Below are 21,646 nucleotides of genomic sequence, written 5' to 3'. Positions count from 1 at the left end.
GATGTCCTCCCGCGCTCCCGGCATCCCGACCGGCGACGTGAGCACCGTGCTCACGGCGCTGGTCGCCCGTATGCGGGACGCGGGCCTCGCACCCGGGGTCGAGGAACTCGCGGACGCGCTGTGGCTGGCCCAGTGGCTGCCGGCACCGGCACGGCGGTCCGGCCCGACCGGCACACCACCGCCCCCCGACGACGAACCGTCTCCCGGCAGCGGCACGACACCGGTCGGCCCGCCGCGCACCCCGCGCCTGCCCGCCGACCAGCCCGCACCGCAACCACCCGACAGCGCACGGCTGTTCGCGCCCGGCCCGGGCGGCGACGGTACCGACACCGGGATGACCCCGGTCCGCGTCCCGGCCGCGCCCGCCCTGCCCGAACCCCTCGCCCTGCAACGCGGGTTACGGCCCCTCCAGCGGTACCGCGCGCCGGTACGGCCCGTACCGCGCACCCTCGACGAGCACGCCACCGCCCAACGCGCCGCCGAGTCCGGACTCGTCCTGCCCGTCCTGCGCACCGACCGGCGCCGCGAGGCCCGCCTGCTGCTTCTCATGGACGTCTCCACCTCCACCGTCGTATGGCAGCAGGCCCTCGACGAGCTGCGTCAGGTCTGCGCCCGCGCCGGAGCCTTCCGCGAGGTACAGGTGCGCTATCTGCACGAGTCGCCCGGCGGCCGGCCCGGCTTCGCCGCCGTCCCCGACCCGGGTGCCGTCCTGTCCGCGCCCGAGCAGCTCAGCGATCCGACCGGGCGGCGCGTCACCCTGGTCCTCAGCGACTGCGCGGGGCCCATGTGGCGCAGCGGCCGGGTGCAGCGGCTGCTGCACCGCTGGGCCACGACGGCGCCCGTGGCCGTCGTACAGCCGCTGCCGCAGCGCATGTGGCTGCGCACCCATCTGCCCGCCCGGCGCGGACTGCTGCACCGGCAGGAAGGGCCCGCCGGGACGCTCACCTTCCGGCCCGACCGGGGGCGGGCGCAGGCCGGGGCGCTGCCGGTGCCCGTGCTGGCGCTGCGCCGGGAGTCGGTGGAGGGCTGGGCGCGGCTGGTGTCCGGCGCCACGGGCCAGTCGCTGGCGGCGGCGGCCGGATGGGTACGGGCGGACCACCCCGTGTCCGGGGCGCCGGTGCGCGCTGCCGAGGAACGCACGGCGGCCGAGCGCGTCAACGTGTTCTGGCGCCCGGCGTCCTCCGACGCGCGCCGGCTGGCGGTCTACCTGTCGGCGGTGCCGCTGTACCTGCCGGTGATGCAGCTCGTCCAGCACGCCATGCTCGCCGGGAGCGGGCCCGACGTCCTGTCCGAGGTCCTGCTCAGCGGGCTGCTGCGCCGCCGGGAGGACGCGGACGACCCACGCGCCGTGCGCTACGACTTCCTGCCCGGCGTGGCCACCGAGCTGCGCTCCCGGCTGACCGTCGACGACGTGGAACTGCTGTTCAAGCACTGCTCCGAGTACGTGGAACGGAAGTTCGGACGCAGCGCGCGGAACTTCCCCGCGCTGGCCGGGGCGTTCCTGCGGGGCGCCGTGCCGCCGGACGCTCGGACCGCGCCGGGGGAGCGGGAACCGGCCGGGCTGCGGGCCTTCGCCGAGGTCTCGGCCGAGGTGCTGCGGGACCTGGGGGCGCGGCTGCCGGCACCGGTGGCGGTGGGCACCGGGCACACGGCGGCGGAACTGCTGGAGCTGGGGCGACGGGCCCTCGCGCGGTTCCACGGGGAAGGGCTTGCGCGGGAACTCGACGCCGCCGTCGGGTACTTTCAGCAGGCGCTGGCGTCCGCGCGGTCGGACTGGGAAGGGAACACGGCGAGCGAGGAGCTGGCCGACGCGCTGCTCACCCGCTGGCGGGTGCGGCGCGTCGGGGACGACCTCGGGGAGGCGTGGGAGGTTGTCCAGGGCGTCTTCTCCGCGCGCGGGCGACTCGTCCTCGGCGGCGTGAGCTGGGCGCAGGCGCAGGAGGTGCGCGCTGCGGGGATCGACTTCGACGGCATCCCGGAAAGCCTTCGGGTGTGGGCGCGGCGGAAGCGGGGGTCCACCGAGCGCGCCCTGCACGTGCTGCTGTACCTGGCCGACCTGAGCCTCACCGCGGCGCTGGAGGACACGGCCGCCGGGGACGCGGAGCGCACGGCCGCCGCGGAGGCGCTGGCGTTCGTACGGCGGGCCGTGGGGGAGCTGGGGCCGCGCCGGGGGAACGACACCCGGTCCTGGTACGTCGGCCACCTGGAGCGGGCCGTCGCGGCGGCCGAGGCATGGCTCGGCCTGGCACCTTCCGCGCAGGGCCTGGCCGTATGCGGGCGGCTGTGGCTGGATCTGGCCCGTCACTACGACGAGGAGCCCGCGCGGGCAGCCGCCGCGAACGCCGTCGACGACCTCATGCACGCGGTTCGTGACGAGACCGCGCTGCCGGACGCCGAGCGCTGCCGGATCTGGCTGGACGTGGCGTCCGCCGCCGAGATCCCGCAGGCCCACAGCGACGAGCACCTGGCGACGCACGCGGTGGACCAGGCGCTCCGGGCGGCCGGCGACGACCCGGAACTCCGGCTCGAAAGCCTGCTGCGGGTCGCACAGAGCCATGGGGACCGCCGCTCCATGCCCGACGACCTGACCCGGCTGGACCGTGCCGTCGGCGCATGGGGCGAGGCCGTCCAACTGCTGGACGAGGACGACCCCCGGCGGCCGGAGGTGCTGACCCAGCTCGGCCGGGCCCTCCACCGCCGGTTCAGCCTGCACAGGAATCCCGACGACATCTCCGGGAGCATCGAGTACCTGCGCCAGGCGGTGGACGCGTCCCTGCCGGACGACCCCCGGCTCGGCCGGCGCCGCCGGCACCTGGGAGACGCCTACGAGAGCCGCTACCGCCTGAGCGACGTCCTGACCGACCTGTACGAGGCCAGCTGGCTGTTCGCCGAGGCCGTGCGCGGCTCCGCCGACGATCCGGCGTTCCTCGCGCAGTGCTGGGAGAGCCGCGGAACCGCTGCCGTGTTGCTGTTCGAGCGCACGGGAGCGATCACGCACCTGCACACGGCGATCGACTTCTTCAACAGGGCCGTCGAGTACGCCGAGGAGGCCGACGACCCCGAGCTGGCGGCCTCGGCGCTCACCGGCCGTGGTCAGGCGCGGGCACGGCAGGGCAGGCCGAGGACGGCCCGCGGCGACTACGTCCGTGCCCTCGGCCTGACGAAGAACCGCGACCGCGCCCGCCGCATCCGGACGCACATCGACCGCCTGCCCCTGGAAACGGCCGACGAGTGACCCTCCCCGCCGACGACACCCGCATACCCCTCCCGGAGCTGGCACCGCCCGACCACACCGACCACCCGGTATTGGCCGCGATCCTCGCCGAACTCCGTTCCCGCGAAGGGGAGTCCACCGTCGTCGCACACTACGAGGACGCGCCGTGACAACCCACCCGGCATGGCCGTACGCCACCCTGGACACCCGCGCCCACGAACCCGTCCCGTTCCGGCAGTTCGTGCTGAAGGTGCACGGCCGGTGCAACCTCGACTGCACCTACTGCTATCTGTACCAGGGCCCCGACCACGGCTGGCGCGACCGCCCGGCGAGCACCTCCGCAGCCACCATGCGCCGCACGGCAGAGCGCATCGCCGAGCACGTCCGCGCCCACCGCCTCGACGCCGTCCGCATCGAACTCCACGGCGGGGAACCCCTCCTCACCGGCCCCGGTCCCGTCCTCGCCTACACCGAGGCCGTGCGGGACGCCGTACGCGAGGCCGTACGCCAGGGCGCTCCCGACGCCGCCGGCTGCGAGGTCACCGCCACCGTGCAGACCAACGGCACCCGCCTCACCCCCGACACGCTCGACCGCCTCCGCGCCGCGGGCATCCGCGTCGGCCTCAGCCTCGACGGCGGCCGGGCCGCGCACAACGCCCGCCGCGTCGACCACGCAGGCCGCCCCGCCTGGCCGGCCGCCCGTGCGGCGGCGCGGCGGCTGGCCGCGCGGCCGGACTCGTACGCGGGAATCCTCTGCACGATCGACCTCGCCGCGGACCCGCTGGACGTCTACCGCTCGCTCCTCGCACTGTGCCCGCCCGGCGTCGACTTCCTCCTGCCGCACGCCAACTGGGGCGGGCGGACCCCCGGACGGCACCGGCCCGCCCCCACCCCTTACGGCGACTGGCTCGCCGACGTCTTCGACGCCTGGTGGGACGCGCCCCGAGTGCCGACGCGGATACGGCTGTTCCAGGAGATCGCCGCCCTCCTCCTCGGCACCGCGAGCCGGCCGTGGGTGTCTCGCCGCTGGCCGCCGTCGTCGTGGAGACGGACGGTGCCATCGAGCAGGTCGACGCGCTGCGGTCGGCGTACGCGGGAGCTTCCGGGACCGGTCTCGACGTGTACCGGGACTCCTTCGACGACGCCCTGCGCCATCCCGGCATCGCGGCCAGGCAGTTGGGGGAGCGGGCGCTGGCCGAGGAGTGCAGGGGCTGCCCGGTGGGGAAAGTGTGCGGCGGCGGCAACTATGTGCACCGGTACGCTCCTGGCACCGGGTTCCGGCACCCCAGCGTCTACTGCGCCGACCTCGAACGGCTCATCCGGCACATCGCCCGCCGAATGACCAAAACCATGCGCAACTCGGCCTCTCCCAAGTCGATTTGACGCACAATCGAATAGCCTGTGCACACTCGTGACCAGGTTCAGTCGAAGGGGAACGGCTAGATGGCGGCGGAACTCGGACACGTCACGGTGGTTTTCGCCGGGCAGAGCGAGTCCTGGGCCAAGTGGATCGACCACCAGATCCGGGCCGCGGGACGGAGCACCACGCTGGTGCGGTGGAACCCCCTGCGGCAGCCGCCGACACCCGAGGTGTTCGCCAACCTGCTGAGCGCGCCGGGCCGCTTCCTGCTCGTGATCGACGACTGGCACGAGCGGCTGGGCGACGAGTGGTTCGAGGCCTGGGCCGAGGCGCTGCGGCAGGTGCTCCCGGTCTACGGGGACCGCATGGCCGCCGTGAGCATCACCGCCCGCCCCCTGCCCGAGGCCGTCATCGCCCTCGCCCCCGTCGAACTGCGCGGCCTGAGACCCGAGGTGGCGTCCAGCCGCGTCCTGGAGTGCGCCGGCATACCCGCCCCCGGCACCCTGATCGACCTGCGCCGGGGCCCCCGCTTCCCCGACGACCCGCCGGACGTCTGGCAGGTCCCGCGCCGCAACCGCCGCTTCATCGGCCGCACCGAACTCCTGGAGAAGGTCTACGGCGCCCTCTCCGCCGCCGGATCCGACGGCGCCGCCGTCGCCCTGCAGGGTCCCGGCGGCATCGGCAAGTCCCAACTGGCCCTGGAATACGTCCACCGCTTCGCCGGCGAGTACGACATCGTCTGGTGGGTCAACGCCGCCCAACGCGTCACCGCCCGCCAGCAGTTCGCCGAGCTCGCGCCCGCCCTCGACCTGCCGGACGCCGGTGATCTCGCGGCCACCATCACCGCCGTACGCCGGGAACTCGACAGCACCGCCCGGCCCTGGCTGCTCGTCCTGGACGGCGCCGGCGACCCCGAGCGGGTGCTCGACCTCGTGCCCGAGGGACGCGGCCACCTCCTGGTCACCACCCACCGCAGCGAGTGGGGCGCCCACGCCGAGAACATCGCCGTACCGGCCTTCGAGCGCCGGGAGAGCGTCGCCTTCGTCGAGCGCCGCACGGCACGCCTCAGCGACGCCCAGGCCGCCCGCCTCGCCGAGGCCGTGGAGGACGTCCCCCTGCTGCTCGACCAGACCGCCGCCTGGCTCGACATCAACCCGGCCGCCCCGGTCGACGCCTACATCCGCGACATCCGCGAGGGACGGCCCGACCGCTTCGGCGTCATGCCCTCCGGCCAGTACCGGGAGAGCTTCGAGGTCGCCTGGGCGAAGCTCCTCAACACCCTGCGCGAGGGCTCCGAGTCGGCCTGGCAACTGCTCAACCTGCTGGTGTGCTTCTCCCACGACGTGGTCCCCGTACGACTGCTGCAGACCGCCCGGCACGGCGATCTGCCGCCCGAGCTGGCCGAGCTGAGCGCCGAGCCCAGCAGCTGGAACACCGCCCTGCGCAGACTCTCCGAGATCACCTCCATGCGCATCGAGTACGAGCCCGGCCCGCGCATGGACGCCCAGACCGTCGGCACCCTGCGCATGCACCGGCTCTTCCACCGCTTCGTACGGTCCATCCAGTCGCCCGCCGACGCCGAGCGCTACTCCGCCGCCGCCCGCAAGGTCCTCGTCTCCGCCGACCCGCGCGACTCCTCCTCGCCCGGCAACTGGGCCCGCTACGCGGCGCTCATCCCGCACCTGGAACCCTCCCGCGCCCTGGAGTCCACCGACGACGACGTCCGCGAACTCGTCCTGAACTGCATCGAATACCTGCGGATGCGCGGCGAGTACCTGGAGGGCTGGGAACTCAGCCGCAAGACCGTCGACCACTGGCGGGCCACCTCCGGCGGCACCGACCGCTCGGTGCTCGTCGCCGTCCACCAACTCGCCAACATGCTGCGCCGACTCGGCCGGTACGAGGACGCCGAGACCGTCGGCCGCGACATCCTGGCCCGTCTCGAACGTGCCGACTCGGTACGCCCGATCGAGGTCATCCGCGCCCGCGACGGCCTCGGCGGCACCCTCATGGCGCTCGGCCGGTACGCCGAGGCCCGCGCCCTGTTCGAGGAGGCCGCCGCGACCGCCGTCGCCGAACTCGGCGCCGAGCAGGTGCCGCGCACCCTCGCCATCCGCAGCAACCTCGCCGTCGCCGTCGGCCTCCAGGGCCATTACACCGAGTCGCTCGCCCTGCACCGCAAGGTCTTCGAGGCCCGCGTGGACGTCCTCGGCGGACGCGACCCGCTCACCCTCAACTCCGCGCTGCGCACCGCCTGGATGCTGCGCCTGCTCGGCAACTACCGCGAGGCGCTGGTCATCCAGGGCCACAACTCCCGCGTCCACAGCCAGGTCCTGGACCGCACCCACAGCCAGACCCTGCTCGCCGAGCACAACCTCGCCCTGTGCGCCCGCCGCGTCGGGGACCTGCAGTTCGCGCACGCCCTGCTGCGCAGCGTCCGCGAGAAGCTGATCCGCCGCCGCGGCCCGCTGCACCCCGAGACGCTGATGGTCTCCTGCGACTACGCGATGCTCCTGCGCGACCTGGACCGCACCGAGGAGGCGCGGGACCTGGCCGAGGCCACGGCCACCCACTACGCCGCCCAGCTCGGCGACCGCCACCCGTACGCGATCGGCGCGCGGGACAACGTCGCCACCGTCATGCGGGACCTGGGGGAGACGCGGGCCGCGCTGGAGCTGTCCCGGTGGACCGTGCGGCAGATGCGGCGCGCGGTCGGCCGGAACCACCCGTGGACGATCGGCTGCGCCAAGAACGAGATCGCCGCGCTGGCCGCCGAGGGCGAGAGGGAGGCGGCGGCGACGCTGGGCCGGGAGACAGCCGACCGCTCCGCGCGGGCCCTGGGCGACGGGCACCTCCTCACCATCAGCCTGCGGGCCGGCCTGGCGCTGGACCTGGCCGAACTGGGGGAACGGGAGGAGGCCGAGACCCTGCACCAGGACGCGGTCGCCCGCCTCACCTCCCTCCTCGGCGCCGACCACCCCCACACCCGCCGCATCCTGGAACGGCACCGGCCCTACTGGGACTTCGAGCCCCAGCCCATCTGACCGCACGCCGAAGGGCCCGGCCCCCAACGGGGACCGGGCCCTTCGAGCGTGCCGGTGAGGCTTACGCCTCGAACACCTCACGCACCAGCTGCTCCTGCTCGGCCTGGTGGCGCTTGGCGGAGCCGACCGCCGGGGACGAGCCGTGCGGACGGGAGATGCGCCGCAGGCGCTCGCCGTGCGGGACCTCCGCGCCGACCGCCAGGTCCAGGTGGTCGATGAGGTTCAGGGCGATGAACGGCCACGCACCCTGGTTCGCCGGCTCCTCCTGGGCCCACAGGTACTTCTCGGCGTTCGGGTACTTGGCGATCTCGGCCTGGAGCTCGGCACCCGGCAGCGGGTACAGGCGCTCGATGCGGATGATCGCCGTGTCCGTGGCGCCGCGCTTCTGACGCTCGGCCTCCAGGTCGTAGTAGACCTTGCCGGCGCAGAAGACGACCTTCCGGACCGCGGCCGGGTCCACCGTGGTGTCGCCGATGACCGGGCGGAACTGGCCCGTCGTGAACTCCTCCGCCTTCGACGCCGCGGCCTTCAGACGCAGCATCGACTTCGGGGTGAAGACGACCAGCGGCTTGTGGTGCGGGTTGTGCACCTGCCACCGCAGGAGGTGGAAGTAGTTCGACGGCAGGGTCGGCATCGCGACCGTCATGTTGTTCTGCGCGCAGAGCTGGAGGAACCGCTCCGGGCGGGCCGAGGAGTGGTCCGGACCCTGACCCTCGTAGCCGTGCGGGAGGAGCAGCGTGACGCCGCTCGTCTGGCCCCACTTCTGCTCCGCCGACGAGATGAACTCGTCCACGACCGTCTGGGCGCCGTTGACGAAGTCGCCGAACTGCGCCTCCCACATCACCAGGGACTCGGGGCGGGCCAGCGAGTAGCCGTACTCGAAGCCCATCGCCGCGTACTCGGACAGCAGGGAGTTGTAGACGTTCAGCCGCGCCTGGTCCTCGGAGAGGTACATCAGCGGCGTGAACTCGTCGCCCGTCTCGCGGTCGATGATCACCGCGTGGCGCTGGCCGAAGGTGCCGCGCTGGGAGTCCTGGCCGGCGAGGCGGACCGGGACGCCCTCCAGGAGCAGCGAACCGATGGCGAGGGTCTCGCCCATGCCCCAGTCGATCGTGCCGTCCTCGACCATCGTCGCGCGGCGCTGCAGCTGCGGCAGCAGACGCGGGTGGACGGTGATGTGGTCCGGGACGTTGACCTGGGACTCGGCGATCCGCTTGACGACCTCGGCGGAGACCGCGGTGTTCACGGCCACCGGGAACTCGGCCTGCGGGTCCGAGGGCTCGACCGAGGACGGCTGCGAGGTGGCCTCGCGGACCTCGGTGAAGACCTTCTCCAGCTGGCCCTGGTAGTCCTGCAGCGCCTGCTCGGCCTCTTCCAGGGTGATGTCGCCGCGACCGATGAGGGACTCGGTGTAGAGCTTGCGCACCGAGCGCTTCTTGTCGATCAGGTCGTACATCAGCGGCTGGGTGAACGCCGGGTTGTCCGACTCGTTGTGACCGCGGCGGCGGTAGCAGATGAGGTCGATCACGACGTCCTTGTTGAACGCCTGACGGAACTCGAACGCCAGCCGGGCAACGCGGACGACCGCCTCGGGGTCGTCGCCGTTCACGTGGAAGATCGGCGCCTCGATCATGCGCGCCACGTCGGTGGCGTACATCGAGGAGCGCGACGACTCGGGAGCCGCCGTGAAGCCGACCTGGTTGTTGATGACGATGTGGACCGTGCCGCCGGTGCGGTAGCCCCGCAGCTGCGACATGTTCAGGGTCTCGGCCACCACGCCCTGGCCCGCGAAGGCCGCGTCGCCGTGCAGGGCCACCGGCAGGACCGTGAAGTCCGTGCCGCCCTTGTTGATGATGTCCTGCTTGGCGCGCGCGACGCCCTCCAGGACCGGGTCCACCGCCTCCAGGTGCGAGGGGTTCGCGACCAGGGAGACCTTGATCTGCTCGCCGTCCAGGCCGGTGAAGGTGCCCTCGGCGCCCAGGTGGTACTTCACGTCGCCGGAGCCGTGCATCGACTTCGGGTCGAGGTTGCCCTCGAACTCGCGGAAGATCTGCGCGTACGACTTGCCGACGATGTTCGCCAGGACGTTCAGCCGGCCGCGGTGGGCCATGCCGATGACGACCTCGTCCAGACGGGACTCGGCGGCGGAGTCGAGGACCGCGTCCAGCAGCGGGATGACGGACTCGCCGCCCTCCAGCGAGAAGCGCTTCTGGCCGACGTACTTCGTCTGCAGGAAGGTCTCGAAGGCCTCCGCCGCGTTCAGCCGGCGCAGGATGCGCAGCTGCTCCTCGCGCTCCGGCTTGGTGTGCGCGCGCTCGATGCGGTCCTGGATCCACTTGCGCTGCTTGGGGTCCTGGATGTGCATGAACTCGACGCCGGTGGTGCGGCAGTACGAGTCGCGCAGCACGCCGAGGATGTCGCGCAGCTTCATCAGCGACTTGCCGGCGAAGCCGCCGACCGCGAACTCGCGCTCCAGGTCCCACAGGGTGAGGCCGTGCTCGGTGATGTCCAGGTCGGGGTGCTTGCGCTGGCGGTACTCCAGCGGGTCGGTGTCGGCCATGACGTGGCCGCGGACCCGGTAGGAGTGGATCAGCTCGAAGACGCGGGCGGCCTTGGTGACGTCGTCGTCGTGGGACGCGTCGATGTCCTTGAGCCAGCGGACCGGCTCGTAGGGGATGCGCAGCGACTCGAAGACCTCGTCGTAGAAGCCGTTCTCGCCGAGCAGGAGGTTGGCGACGATCCGCAGGAACTCGCCGGAGGCGGCGCCCTGGATGACCCGGTGGTCGTAGGTCGACGTGAGCGTCATGACCTTGGAGATGCCGAGCTTGTTCAGGGTGTCCTGGGAGGTGCCCTGGAACTCCGCCGGGTAGTCCATGGAGCCGACGCCCATGATGACCGACTGACCGGGCATCAGACGCGGCACCGAGTGGACGGTGCCCAGGCCGCCGGGGTTGGTCAGGGAGACCGTCACCCCGGTGAAGTCGTCCATGCCGAGCTTGCCCTCGCGGGCGCGGCGGACGATGTCCTCGTAGGCCTGCCAGAACTCGAAGAAGTTCAGCGTCTCGGCCTTCTTGATGCCCGCGACGACCAGCTGGCGGTCGCCGTTGGGCTTCACCAGGTCGATGGCGAGGCCGAAGTTGATGTGCTCCGGCTTGACCAGGGTCGGCTTGCCGTCCTTCTCCGCGAAGGAGTAGTTCATCGACGGCATGGCCTTGATGGCCTGCACCATCGCGTAGCCGATGAGGTGGGTGAAGGAGATCTTCCCGCCCCGGGCCCGCTTGAGGTGGTTGTTGATGACGATGCGGTTGTCGAAGAGCAGCTTCACCGGGACCGCGCGCACGGACGTGGCCGTGGGCACCTCCAGCGAGGCGTTCATGTTCTTCGCGACGGCGGCGGCCGGACCGCGCAGCGTCACCAGCTCGGGACCGGCCGGGGCCTCGGCGGCGGGCGCGGCCTGCGCGGCCGGCTTGGCAGCCGGCTTGGCGGCGGGCTTCGCCTGGGCCGGAGCCGGGGCGGCGGCCTGCTGGGGAGCCGCGGCCGCGGGCTTCGGGGCCGAGGGAGCCGGTGCGGGCACCGACGGAGCCGCGGGGGCGGCCGGAGCGGCGGGGGCCGCCGGGGCCGGCGCCTGCGTGGCGGGCGCGGGGGCGGCGGGCGCCCCCGGCTTGTAGTCGGCGAAGAAGTCCCACCAGGCTCGGTCCACCGAGTTCGGGTCCTGGAGGTACTGCTGATAGATCTCGTCGACGAGCCACTCATTGGGTCCGAACGCGGCAGCGGGGTTCTTGCCCGCTTGGTCGGTGTCGGTCGAGATGCTCGATGAGTTACTGGGGGACTGTGGCGACACGGCGGCAACCGCCCTCTTCCGCTTCACAAGGTGATGGACAGCGGGAATAAAGGCTACGCCTCCATCACCGAGAAGGTCAGTCCGGGCCCGTTCATCGTCGCGTAAGTCACATCGGAAAGCGTGTTTCGGTCCTGGAAATGGCGGGAAACAAGCGTGGTTCCGGTGCGTCAGGGAAGCGTCGACCGGGACCCGGCGCACGGAAGGCGCGGGCCTCTGCCTGATCACACGTGTCCGGCTGCCCGGACGCCCGTGGATCTTGGGGCTCCGCCTCGAACTTTACGTCAACTTGGCAGAGAAGGCTCTCCCGGAAGAGTGACAAGAATCCGGCAACCCCGATCGGATTCGGCCACTCCGATCCTGCCGCCGTGCAGATCGACGGCCCAGCGCGCGATGGCCAGGCCCAGGCCCGTGCCGCCGTCGCTGCCCGGCCCGTGCGGAGCGCTCACCGCACCCCGGTTGAACCGCTCGAACACCCGGTGCCACTCCGACTTCGGGATGCCCGGCCCCTCGTCCAGGACCTCCAGCTCCAGCGACTCCGGCAGGCTCCCGCGCCGGGCCCTGACGGTCACCCGGCCGTGCGCCGGGCTGTGCTTGACCGCGTTGTCGATGAGATTCGCCACGACCTGGTGGATGCGCTCGGGGTCCGCGTGCGCGGTCAGCTCCGGCGGCGAGACGTCCAGGTGCAGATGCACGTCCGTACGCGTGTGGCTGCCGGAGCCCGAGGCCATGCCCGCGCGCGCGGACGCCACCATGCCGGCCTCCTTCAGCACGCCCGACAGGTACGGCCACACCTCGAAACGGCGCCTGCGCAGCGGCACGACGCCGTTGTCCAGCCGGGACAGGTCCAGCAGCGTCTCCACCAGCCGGCCCAGCCGGTCCGTCTGCTTCAGCGCCGTGCGCATCGTCTCGGGGTCGGCCTCGGTGACACCGTCGACGATGTTCTCCAGGACCGCCCGCAGGCCCGCGATGGGGGTGCGCAGCTCGTGCGAGACGTTCGCGACGAGCTCCTTGCGCTGGCGGTCCTGGGCCTCCAGCTCGTCGGCCATACGGTTGATCGTCTCGGCCAGGTCGCCCAGCTCGTCCCGGCGGTTCTCCCGCACCCGGCGCGTGTAGTCGCCGTGCGAGATGGACCGGGCCACCGCGTTCATCTCGTCCAGCGGGGCGGTCAGCGAGTGCGCCACGAACTGTGTGATCAGCAGCGTGGCGATCATCGAGAACACCGTGATGAAGCGCAGCTCCGTCTCGGTGCGCGCGGCGATCATCAGCAGACCGGTGGTGATCAGCACCGAGACGACGACCAGTGCACCCAGCTTGGTCTTGACCGAGAACGGACGTACCCCGCCCCAGGGCTCCCCGGGGGCTTTCCGCGCGGGCGGCCCGCCGCTCATGGCGTCGGGGTCTCCAGGGCGTAGCCCACACCGTGCACGGTGCGGATCCGCTCGGCGCCGATCTTCCGGCGCAGGGCCTTGATGTGGCTGTCGACGGTACGGGTGCCGGAGGCGTCCGCCCAGTCCCACACCTCCGCGAGCAACTGCTCGCGCGAGAGCACCGCGCGCGGGGTGTTCGCCAGGCAGACGAGCAGGTCGAACTCGGTGGGCGTCAGATGGACGTCCTCCGAGCGCACCCGCACCCTGCGCTGCGCGTGGTCGATCTCCAGCTCGCCCAGGCGCAGGATGCCGCTCCGGGGGGTCGTCGCGGCGAGCGCCGCCCGCTCCACCCGGCGCAGCAGTACGTGCACGCGTGCCGCCAGCTCCCGCATCGAGAACGGCTTGGTCATGTAGTCGTCGGCGCCGACGCCGAGCCCGACCAGCATGTCGGTCTCGTCGTCGCGCGCGGTCAGCATCAGCACGGGCACCGGCCGGGCGGCCTGTACGCGGCGGCAGACCTCCAGGCCGTCGAAGCCCGGCAGCATGATGTCGAGGATCAGCAGGTCGGGCTGCCAGGCCTCCGCCGTGTCGACGGCCGCCGGCCCGTCGCCCGCGGTCTGCACGAGGAACCCCTCGGCGCGCAGGCGGGCCGCGATGGCGTCCACGATGGTCTGATCGTCCTCGACCACCAGGACCCGACGCTGAGCGCCGGGGGTCGCCGCCGTGCCGTTGTGGGAGGTGTGTGTCTGCTCCATCGCCCGCCCCTGAAGTTGCTTTCCGGAATCCGTGGGGTGATCCGTTTGTCTGGCACATGTCTGCGCATGCCTGCGATTGACGCTTGAATGATCCGCGCCAGGGAAGCAGCGTACGGGGAGTCGCCGCAGCTCGGCTATCCAGGTCCGACGCCGATGTGCACGACGTCGGGAACGCCCCGGGCAACGGGGATCTCTTCGGTACGCACCTGCTGGAACCCGGCATTCCGCAAGGTTTCTTCGAATTCCGGAGAGGGCTGCGCGGACCATACGGCGAGCACTCCGCCGGGCCTCAACACCCGTGCGCAGTCCGCCAGTCCGGCGGCCGAGTACAGCCCGTGGTTTCCTTCGGTGACGGTCCAGTCGGGCCCGTTGTCGATGTCGAGACACAGCGCGTCGAACGTGTCGTATGTCTCATTGACGTATCTGACCAGGTCCGTTTCGAGGATCTCGGTGCGCGCGTCGGCCAGGGCCGGGGCGGAGAGCACGGAGAGCGGGCCGGTGAGATGCCAGTCGATGACGGCGCGTTCGCGCTCGACGACGGCGATCCGGCCCCACCGGGGGTTCGCGGCGGCATGTGCGAGCGAGAACCCCACGCCGAGCCCGCCGATCAGCACGCTCGGCGACGGCCGGCCGTCGAGGGCGTCGAGCGCCGCGTCGACCAGCCGCCGCTCCGACCGGCCGTCGGAGGTGTCCATCAGGAAACAGCCGTTGACGATGATCTGGAGCAGCTCGCCGTGCCGGCGCAGCACGACCTCGCCGTGCGGACCCTCGCGACGGTCCAGGACTTCGGGGGTGTCGTTGGCGGTGGGCATCGGTCCATCCTGGCAGGTCGGCGGTGCTGTCACAGGGATTTGCCGGGGGCTCGGCCGGGGCTCCTACGAGCGCCTCGCCGCCGCCAGCTCCCGCGCCAACCCCTCGATGCCGAGCCTGCGTTCCTGCCCCGCGTCCGCCCGGTGGAGCAGGTTCGTCAGCTGGTAGGGGTCGGTGTGCAGGTCGTAGTACTCGCGGAAGAGGACCCGGCCGTCGCCCTTCGTCGGCCGGCCGCGGTCGTCGAGGCGGGTGCGGTAGTACTCGGTGTACTGCTCCGCCTTGCCGATGTACGAGGCCCAGGTGTGGATCGGCTTCGGGTCCTGTTGGTTCCACCACCACTCGGCCAGCAGGTACGTCCGGTCGTTGCGCGGGTCGAGGAGCGAGTGGCCGTCGTGGCCCGGGTCGGGCGGCAGGCCGGCCGCGTCGAGGAACGTGGGCGCGAGGTCAACGAGCCCGGTGAGCCGGTCGTCCGTACGGCCCGTGTCGAGCCCCCGGGCCGGCCAGGACAGCCGGAAGGGCACCTCCAGACTCGGGCGGTACGGCACCGACTTGCGCAACCAGCCGTGGTCGCCCCAGCACAGGCCGTGGTCGCTGGTGAAGATGACGAGAGTGTTCTCCAGTTGGCCCAGCGCGCGCAGCTTGTCACGGAAGTCGCGCATCGCGTCGTCCACGGAGAGCAGGGTGCGCAACTGGGCTTCCCGCAGCGCCTTTCCCTGGCCGAAGGAGTGACGGGCGGCGCGCAGGAAGGGAGGCTTGTCCGCCTTGCCCGGCTCGAACACCGACGGCCTGCCCTCCCACTCGGGCACGCGCGTGTGCGCGTACCGGCGTTCCGCGATGTTCACCTCGTGCGGCGAGCGGGTGGCGACGAAGGCGAACCAGGGGCGGCGGTCGACGCGGGAGGCCTCCATGAAGGCGAGCGCGCGGTCCTTGATGACCTTCGTGTTGTAGCCGGGGATCGTGCGGACGGTGCCGTTGTCGTTGTAATGGCCGTTGTAGTACCTGACCGGCTCCTGCAGGAGCCACTCGTCGAAGTGCGGCGGATTCTGCCCGGTGGGCCAGAAGTTGAGGTACTTGCCGAACAGGCCGGTGCGGTAACCGGCTTCGTGCAGTCGGCGCTGCACGGTCGTGCGCTGGTCCAGATGGTGCGGGTGCCGGGTGTCGAGCAGGCCGTGGTTGTGGGCGTGCCGGCCCGACATGACCGAGGCGCGGGAGGGCGCGCACAGCGGGGTGTTGGCGTGCGCCCGCACGAACTCGACGCCGTCCCCGCCGAGCCAGTCGACGGTCTGCCGCAGCGCCCAGTCCGTCTCCTTCGGCTGGTCGTCGGTGAGCACCAGCAGGATGTTGGGCCGGTCGTCGGAGCGGGGGCGGCGGTACGGCGTGGGCGGCGCCGTGCGGACCGGCGGCGGCGCCGGGGCCGGCGAGGAGCTCCGGCTCGCCGCCGGTACGGCCTCGGCGGCGCCCGGCGTCCGGGCCCCGCCGCCCGTCCCGCCGCCGAGGGCGCTGCTGACGAGCGGGATCGCGGCCCCCGTCGCCGCCACCACGCCCCCCGCGATCAGCGCCCGCCTGGCCGGCCCCCGCCGCTGTCCTTCGCTCATGTGCTTCCCCAAGTCCCCGTGCATTCCGTGCGGCTCCATGGTCGCAGCCGTGAGCGGGCCCGCAGTCCGGGGCGGGTGCCGGTGAACTCCGTCGCGGGAACGCCTCGGAGGCGTGGTGGGGCTACCGCGGGGCGGGGCTTCGGACCACGGCGTCCGCGAGAACGTCTCGGAGACTTTGAGGGGTTGTCGTGGGGCGGGGTTCCAGACGTACGGCGTGGTCGTGGTCACCGCCGTGAAACCCGGGCGGCAGGGGCATCTGCCGTGCGCCGGTTGCCGCCCGCGCCGCGCCGGCCGCCGCCCGCGGTGTCACGTACCCGCACATCCACGGGTCACGTACCCGCACGTCCACGCCTCCGACGACAGCGCGCCCGTCCTGCGGCGGGCAGGTGCCGCAGATCTTGTCGGGGCAGTCCCGGCCCGTCCCGCGCCCGGTCAGCGCCGTGCGGTGGATCCCGCGCTGTCCGGCACGGGCCCCCGAGAGTTCCGGAAGCGGTCCGCTACGAGGCCTCCCGCCCGGCCGTTTCCCCGCCCCTCCCCAGGAACTTCGCGCTCGTCAGGGGTGCCACCGTCCGCCAGCCCAGTGAGGCGTACAGCGCTCGCCCGGCCGGGGTTCCGGCCAGGACGCCGGTGCGGGCGCCCTGTTCGGCGGCCGCGTGCTGGAGGGTGCGCATCACCACGCTGCCCAGGCCCTTGCGGCGGTGTGCGGGGGCCGTCTCGATCTGGTCGGCGACCGCGGTCGGGCCGGTCACGGCGATCTGGCCGCGGGCCGCGAGCGAGCCGTCCGGGGCGGCGATCATCACCCGGGTCGTCCCGCCGACCTGCCATCGGCGCAGCCGGTGGCCGTCGGGCGCGGGCGGGGGAGCGGCGGACGCCTCCAGGGGGACCGACATCAGGTAGCCGGGCTCGGGGTCGATCCACCAGGCGCCGTCCAGCCATGCCGCCGTCTCGGACGGGTCCCGGAACGCCTTCAGCCAGACCCCGGCCCCGGTCACCGAGTCCGCGACCTTGCGTACGACCGCCTCCTCCACGCCCTCGTTCACCGCGCCGAGGACATGCCGGGAGGCGTGCTCCAGGTGACCCACGTCGATCGTCCAGCCCCAGGGCTCGGCGGCCGGGGGCGCCGCCCCGCGCGAGACGACCCAGCCGTCGACCCAGGCCCGGACGATGTCGTTCACCATGCCCCCTGTAATGACTGAAATGCGCATCTGACTATTACTTGATCGACGATACGGGCCTCGGTGCCCGTAGCGACACAGGTGATCGCTCACAGCGAACAGCACCCGGGGAACATTCATGCGCTGTCATGCATTGAGTCGGCAGTACCTACATTGAGTCGAGACAACTCAACTTGACTGCCGAAGGGGAGATCATGGCTTCGACGTCCACACCGCTCACCCTGCCTGTTCTGCCGCTCGACGACGAGGTCGTGCTGCCCGGGATGGTGGTCCCTCTCGATCTGAACGACGCCGATGTACGTGCCGCCGTGGAGGCCGCCCAGGCCGCCGCCCGCTCGGAACCCGGAAAGCCGAAGGTGCTCCTGGTCCCGCGCATCGACGGCGCCTACGCGGGCACCGGCGTGCTCGGCACCGTCGAGCAAGTCGGCCGGCTCGCCGACGGCGACCCGGGCGCGCTGATCCGCGGCCGCGGCCGGGTGCGCATCGGCTCCGGGACGACCGGCCCGGGTGCCGCGCTCTGGGTCGAGGCCACGCGGATCGACGAGAGCGTGCCCGACCCGCTGCCCGGACACGTCACCGAGCTGGTCAAGGAGTACAAGGCCCTGGCCACCGCCTGGCTGCGCAAGCGCGGCGCCTGGCAGGTCGTGGACCGTGTGCAGGCCATCGACGACGTCTCCGCCCTCGCCGACAACTCCGGCTACTCGCCCTTCCTCACCACCGAGCAGAAGGTGGAACTGCTGGAGACCGCCGACCCGGTCGCCCGCCTCAAGCTCGCCACCCAGCACCTGCGCGACCACCTCGCCGAGCAGGACGTCGCCGAGACCATCGCCAAGGACGTCCAGGAGGGCGTCGACAAGCAGCAGCGCGAGTTCCTGCTGCGCCGCCAGCTCGAAGCCGTCCGCAAGGAACTGCGCGAGCTGAACGGCGAGGCCGAGGGCGAGGAGTCCGACGACTACCGCGCCCGGGTCGAGGCCGCCGACCTGCCCGAGAAGGTCCGCACGGCGGCCCTGAAGGAGGTCGACAAGCTGGAGCGGTCCAGCGACCAGTCCCCCGAGGGCTCCTGGATCCGCACCTGGCTGGACACCGTCCTCGAACTCCCGTGGAACGAAAGGACGGAGGACGCCTACGACATCCAGGGCGCCAAGTCCGTCCTCGACGCCGAGCACGCGGGCCTGGAGGACGTCAAGGAGCGGATCACCGAGTACCTGGCGGTGCGCAAGCGCCGTAACGACCGCGGCCTGGGGGTCGTGGGCGGCCGGCGCGGCGGTGCCGTCCTGGCCCTCGTCGGTCCGCCCGGCGTCGGCAAGACCTCGCTCGGCGAGTCCGTCGCCCACGCCATGGGCCGCAAGTTCGTCCGCGTCGCCCTCGGCGGCGTCCGGGACGAGGCGGAGATCCGCGGCCACCGGCGCACCTACGTCGGCGCGCTGCCCGGCCGTATCGTCCGCGCGATCAAGGAGGCCGGCTCGATGAACCCGGTCGTCCTCCTGGACGAGATCGACAAGGTCGGCTCGGACTTCCGCGGTGACCCCGCCGCCGCCCTGCTGGAGGTACTGGACCCGGCGCAGAACCACACCTTCCGGGACCACTACCTGGAGGTCGAGCTGGACCTGTCCGACGTGGTCTTCCTCGCCACCGCCAACGTCCTGGAGGCCATCCCGGAGGCCCTGCTCGACCGTATGGAGCTGGTCCGCCTCGACGGCTACACCGAGGACGAGAAGGTCGTCATCGCCCGCGAACACCTGCTCCCGCGCCAGTTGGAGCGCGCGGGCCTGGACAAGGACGAGGTCACCCTCGACGAGAGCGCGCTGCGCAAGCTCGCCGGCGAGTACACCCGCGAGGCGGGCGTGCGGAACCTGGAGCGCTCCGTCGCCCGGCTGCTGCGCAAGGTCGCGGCCCAGCACGAACTGGGCGAGCGGGAGCTGCCGTTCACCGTCACCGACGCTGACCTGCGGGACCTGATCGGACGCCCGCACCACGTGCCCGAGTCCGCGCAGGACCCGGCGGAGCGCCGCACGGCGGTCCCGGGCGTGGCGACCGGCCTCGCGGTCACGGGCGCCGGCGGTGACGTCCTGTTCGTCGAGGCGTCCCTGGCCGACCCGGAGACGGGCGCGGCGGGCCTGACGCTCACCGGCCAGCTGGGCGACGTGATGAAGGAGTCGGCGCAGATCGCGCTGAGCTTCCTCCGGTCGCACGGGGCGGAACTGGAACTGCCGGTCGGCGACCTGAAGGACCGGGGCGTGCACATCCACTTCCCGGCCGGCGCGGTGCCGAAGGACGGCCCGAGCGCGGGCATCACGATGACCACGGCCCTCGCCTCGCTGCTGTCGGGCCGCCTGGTCCGTACGGACGTGGCGATGACGGGAGAGGTCTCGCTGACGGGGCGGGTGCTGCCCATCGGCGGTGTGAAGCAGAAGCTCCTCGCCGCGCACCGGGCGGGCGTCACCACGGTGATCATCCCCAAGCGCAACGAGCCCGACCTGGACGACGTCCCCGCCGAGGTGCTGGACAAGCTCGACGTCCACGCCGTGACGGACGTACGCCAGGTCCTGGAGCTGGCCCTGTCGCCGGCCGTGAACGGCGCGGAGTCGGAGGTTCCGGTGGCGGCGTGACGGACGCCATCGGATGAAGGGGAAGGCCCGGGTTCTCGTGAGGGAGGCCCGGGCCTTCCTCGTACGGGTCAGCCGTGGGCCGCACAGGCCCGCAGTCCGGAGCCGGAGGGCTGGAGGCTGCCGTTGGTCTGAGCCTGCGAAATACTGACGGAGCTGGGCGGATGACAGCGTTGACGGAAACTTTCCGGTCCTGAAACTTTCAGCACCGGAAATCTTCAGGACCGGAAACCTTCAGGACCGGGAAACCGAGGCAGGGGCTGACGTGCGCGAAGAGGGCAACGGCGACGGACGTCGCGTCGCATCCGGGACGTTCGGAGCGGGCGTGGGCGTGAACCAGCCCGAGTTTCTGTCCCTGGAGCGCGAGCTGACGGTGCTGCTGCGCCGGGCGCGGGCCAGCCAGGGCGAGATGGCCCGCGAGGTCCACCCGGACCTGGAGTCCGCCGCGTACGGACTGCTGATCCGGCTGGACGAGTGCGGTCGGCAGCGGGCCACCGAGCTCGCCGCCTACATCGGCGTCGGCAAGGCCACCATGTCCCGCCAACTGCGCGCCCTGGAGGAACTCGGCCTGGTCGCCCGCGAGCCCGACCCGGCCGACGGCCGCGCCTGGCTGGTCCACCTCACCGAGGAGGGCCGCAGCAGGGTGAGCAAGGTCCGCGCGGCCCGCCGCGCCCGCTACGCCCGCCGGCTCTCCGGCTGGGACCCCCGCGAGGTCTCGGAACTGGCCCGGCTGCTGAACCAGCTCAACCAGGAGATGGAGGGGCAGAGCTGAGCCGGGGCGGCGCCCGCCCCGGAGCTCCGCTCAGAACTCCACGAACACCACCGTCGCGTCGTCGTGCGTCTTGCTCCGCCCCAGGAACGTCCGCTCCGCGTCCCCGAGTTCCAGCGCCCGCACCCGGTCGACCAGCGCCTGCGCCCCCTCCTTGCGGATCACGCCGAAGCAGTCCGCCCAGTCGCCCTCCCCGAACGTCTCCACCCACCGCGCCGCCCCATCCGTCAGCGCGGCCAGCGCGCGGACCCCGGAGCGCGGCAGGGTCCCCGTCACCGCCCGCTCCGCCACGGCAGGGTCGGCCGCGGCCGTGAAGAAGCCGCCTTCCTTGTTCCGGAGGTTCGCGTCGATCAGCGCGTCCGTGGCCAGGGCGGAACGCGGAAGGAGGGCGAGGCGGTCGTCCAGGTACGGGGTGACCGTGCCGTCCGGGGACTCCACCAGCAGGGCCGAGTCCGACAGCACCAGGTACTCGACGGTGCCGGGTGACCAGCGGGCCGTGACCACCGTTGCCTGCGGTGTGCGTGGGTGAGAAAGGTCACAGGTTTCGGCGTGGGCCCCGGCGGTACGCGCGAGGGCGAGGGAGAGGGCGTCGGCGAGGGGAACATCCGGGAGTGAAACGGTCAGTTCGGTCAGTGCCCCGCCGAGCCGCGCGGTGAACCAGGGCACGGAATGCAGACAGCCCGTCCCGCCCCGGGGCGGGGTCACTCCGTCGAGGGCGACCAGGACGCCGCCCTGTCCCGAAGCGGGAAGTCCGACGCCGGCGAAGTCCTCGTTGGGGTGGGCGGGATCACTGGGCTCCGAGACAAGTTCCGTGCGCATCCCGCCAGTCTGCACGACCCCTTCACAAGGTTCGCCAAAGGCTGGCAACCGTCCGGGAATTGGTGCAGCCCCGCAGGTCAGGCGCCTGCTTTGGGGTGGAATAGTGCAGTCCGGGAAGGCGTGGTGGCGAATACTGCCACCGCCCGCCGCCGACGTCCAACCGGCCCGCCGCGCACGGCGGCCGCACCGGCCCGGGAAACTTGCCCGCCAACTCCCCTCCGGGGTTCACTCCTTCGGGTGGCGGGTCAGGTGATGTGCGACCACCGCACACCGGCGCTGGGAGGGTCGGGG

At 72.3% G+C, this 21,646-nt stretch carries 12 protein-coding genes and 1 pseudogene; 6 read left to right on the top strand and 7 right to left on the bottom strand.

What is annotated here, in order from left to right:
* The first annotated feature begins 1 nt into the window (after position 1).
* The 4 genes and pseudogenes from ICC28_RS33395 to fxsT all read left to right on the top strand — a co-directional run bounded on the left by ICC28_RS33395 (position 2) and on the right by fxsT (position 7,618).
* Positions 2-3,235, top strand: a complete 3,234-nt coding sequence (locus tag ICC28_RS33395) for an SAV_2336 N-terminal domain-related protein (RefSeq protein ID WP_188292542.1) — start codon at positions 2-4, stop codon at positions 3,233-3,235.
* The gene (locus tag ICC28_RS33390; RefSeq protein ID WP_188292541.1) at positions 3,232-3,384 is read left to right on the top strand and encodes a hypothetical protein; all 153 of its coding nucleotides are present in this window, start codon (positions 3,232-3,234) and stop codon (positions 3,382-3,384) included. Before ICC28_RS33395 ends, ICC28_RS33390 begins: the two co-directional genes overlap by 4 nt.
* A pseudogene (locus ICC28_RS33385) lies at positions 3,381-4,597 on the top strand (FxsB family cyclophane-forming radical SAM/SPASM peptide maturase). Before ICC28_RS33390 ends, ICC28_RS33385 begins: the two are co-directional and overlap by 4 nt.
* A gap of 60 nt (positions 4,598-4,657) precedes the next feature.
* Positions 4,658-7,618 (top strand): FxSxx-COOH system tetratricopeptide repeat protein, encoded by a 2,961-nt coding sequence (gene fxsT / locus ICC28_RS33380; protein WP_188292540.1) that lies wholly within the window; start codon positions 4,658-4,660, stop codon positions 7,616-7,618.
* A gap of 61 nt (positions 7,619-7,679) precedes the next feature.
* Here the strand turns inward: fxsT and ICC28_RS33375 are convergent, their stop codons facing one another.
* From ICC28_RS33375 to ICC28_RS33350, 6 genes are all read right to left on the bottom strand, one after another.
* Positions 7,680-11,459: a multifunctional oxoglutarate decarboxylase/oxoglutarate dehydrogenase thiamine pyrophosphate-binding subunit/dihydrolipoyllysine-residue succinyltransferase subunit gene (locus tag ICC28_RS33375; protein ID WP_188292539.1), complete on the bottom strand. Its 3,780-nt coding sequence runs from the start codon at positions 11,457-11,459 to the stop codon at positions 7,680-7,682.
* A 281-nt stretch (positions 11,460-11,740) separates the two neighbouring features.
* Positions 11,741-12,847, bottom strand: a complete 1,107-nt coding sequence (locus tag ICC28_RS33370; protein ID WP_188292538.1) for an ATP-binding protein — start codon at positions 12,845-12,847, stop codon at positions 11,741-11,743.
* Positions 12,844-13,581, bottom strand: coding sequence for a response regulator transcription factor (locus tag ICC28_RS33365; protein WP_188292537.1), 738 nt, complete (start codon positions 13,579-13,581; stop codon positions 12,844-12,846). Before ICC28_RS33365 ends, ICC28_RS33370 begins: the two co-directional genes overlap by 4 nt.
* Before the next feature lie 134 nt (positions 13,582-13,715).
* Positions 13,716-14,393: a spermidine synthase gene (locus ICC28_RS33360; protein WP_188292536.1), complete on the bottom strand. Its 678-nt coding sequence runs from the start codon at positions 14,391-14,393 to the stop codon at positions 13,716-13,718.
* A 63-nt stretch (positions 14,394-14,456) separates the two neighbouring features.
* A complete protein-coding gene (locus ICC28_RS33355; protein ID WP_188292535.1) occupies positions 14,457-15,986 on the bottom strand; it encodes a sulfatase in 1,530 nt (509 codons plus the stop codon).
* 497 nt (positions 15,987-16,483) lie between these two features.
* Complete coding sequence (locus tag ICC28_RS33350; protein ID WP_188292557.1) at positions 16,484-17,161, bottom strand: GNAT family N-acetyltransferase; 678 nt, start codon at positions 17,159-17,161, stop codon at positions 16,484-16,486.
* Between the two features lie 194 nt (positions 17,162-17,355).
* Between ICC28_RS33350 and lon the strand changes: the two genes are divergently transcribed.
* Together lon and ICC28_RS33340 are read left to right on the top strand one after the other, a co-directional pair.
* On the top strand, positions 17,356-19,770 hold the full coding sequence (gene lon, locus ICC28_RS33345) for an endopeptidase La (RefSeq protein ID WP_188292534.1): 2,415 nt from the start codon (positions 17,356-17,358) through the stop codon (positions 19,768-19,770).
* 262 nt (positions 19,771-20,032) lie between these two features.
* Positions 20,033-20,539, top strand: a complete 507-nt coding sequence (locus tag ICC28_RS33340) for a MarR family winged helix-turn-helix transcriptional regulator (protein ID WP_188292533.1) — start codon at positions 20,033-20,035, stop codon at positions 20,537-20,539.
* Between the two features lie 30 nt (positions 20,540-20,569).
* Here ICC28_RS33340 and ICC28_RS33335 read toward each other — a convergent pair whose 3' ends face one another.
* Positions 20,570-21,355 (bottom strand): protein phosphatase 2C domain-containing protein, encoded by a 786-nt coding sequence (locus ICC28_RS33335; RefSeq protein ID WP_188292532.1) that lies wholly within the window; start codon positions 21,353-21,355, stop codon positions 20,570-20,572.
* Positions 21,356-21,646 lie beyond the last annotated feature (291 nt).

Origin of the sequence: Streptomyces sp. TRM68416 (genome assembly GCF_014596915.1) — a bacterium.
In the GTDB taxonomy this organism is placed as follows: Bacteria; Actinomycetota; Actinomycetes; order Streptomycetales; family Streptomycetaceae; genus Streptomyces.
Note: the sequence above shows the minus strand (reverse complement) of the source record. Positions and strands in the feature narration are given on the sequence as shown.